The 843-nt window shown below is 54.9% G+C and carries 1 protein-coding gene and 1 pseudogene; one reads left to right on the top strand and one right to left on the bottom strand.

Annotation, left to right across the window (positions count from 1 at the left end):
* On the bottom strand, positions 1–526 hold a 526-nt coding region (locus ACXJ5O_RS28600), incomplete at its 3' end, for a gamma carbonic anhydrase family protein (protein ID WP_457302856.1).
* 136 nt (positions 527–662) lie between these two features.
* Between ACXJ5O_RS28600 and ACXJ5O_RS28595 the strand changes: the two are divergent.
* Positions 663–843: pseudogene (locus tag ACXJ5O_RS28595) on the top strand (hypothetical protein); the annotation flags it as partial.

Here is an 843-nt window from a genome sequence, read left to right as displayed (position 1 = left end):
ATTCTATCTCCAGGCCCCGCATGAAGCGTCTGCCATTCTCGACATAATGAGCAGCCGAAAGCCTGAGGCCCTCGATCGCTGCATCGTCCAGCGTCCGAATGACTCGCGCCGGTGAACCGACGATCAATGAATTGTCCGGAAACTCCTTGCGCTCGGTAACGAGTGCGCCCGCGCCAACAAAGGAATTCTTGCCGATTCTTGCACCATTCAGGACGATAGCGCCAATGCCGACCAGCGAATTATCGCCAATGGTGCAGCCATGAAGCATGGCACGATGCCCAATCGTGCAGCCCTCGCCAACTGTAAGCGGATAGCCCATATCCGTGTGCATGGCGGTATGTTCCTGAACATTGGTGTCCCGACCGATGCGAATTAACTCGTTGTCGCCGCGCAGTACTACGCCAAACCAGATATTGGCGTTTTCACCCAGGAATACCTTGCCGACAATGGTAGCGTCCGGCGCTATCCAATTTGACGCCCGATGCTCAAATTCCGGTGAGTGCCCGTCAAGTATGAAAATCGGCATAGCTTCTCCCTGGATTCGCATGACGAGCTTAACGAAGGGCGGAAGGCTTGGCGAGACCACCTTCACTTTCGATTAACCATAAATCAGCACTTGTCGCGTTAAGTTGAGTGCACTCAACACGGTTGGTCCGAAAGTCATGCAATATCGAGCACAGAGAATAGAGCCTGTTCTTGGCAAACCACTGCTGCGACGCGTCTTTTACCCCATCGCAACGCTGGCGCTCCTATCGCTGTTTTTGGCCGTCGCCGCTCACTATCTCGGCCACACGATCTCGCTTGGCGGCCATACGGAAGACGCAACGCCTCGGGAGATCGTCA

This window comes from Phyllobacterium sp. P5_D12, from assembly GCF_054049495.1.
Note: the sequence above shows the minus strand (reverse complement) of the source record. Positions and strands in the feature narration are given on the sequence as shown.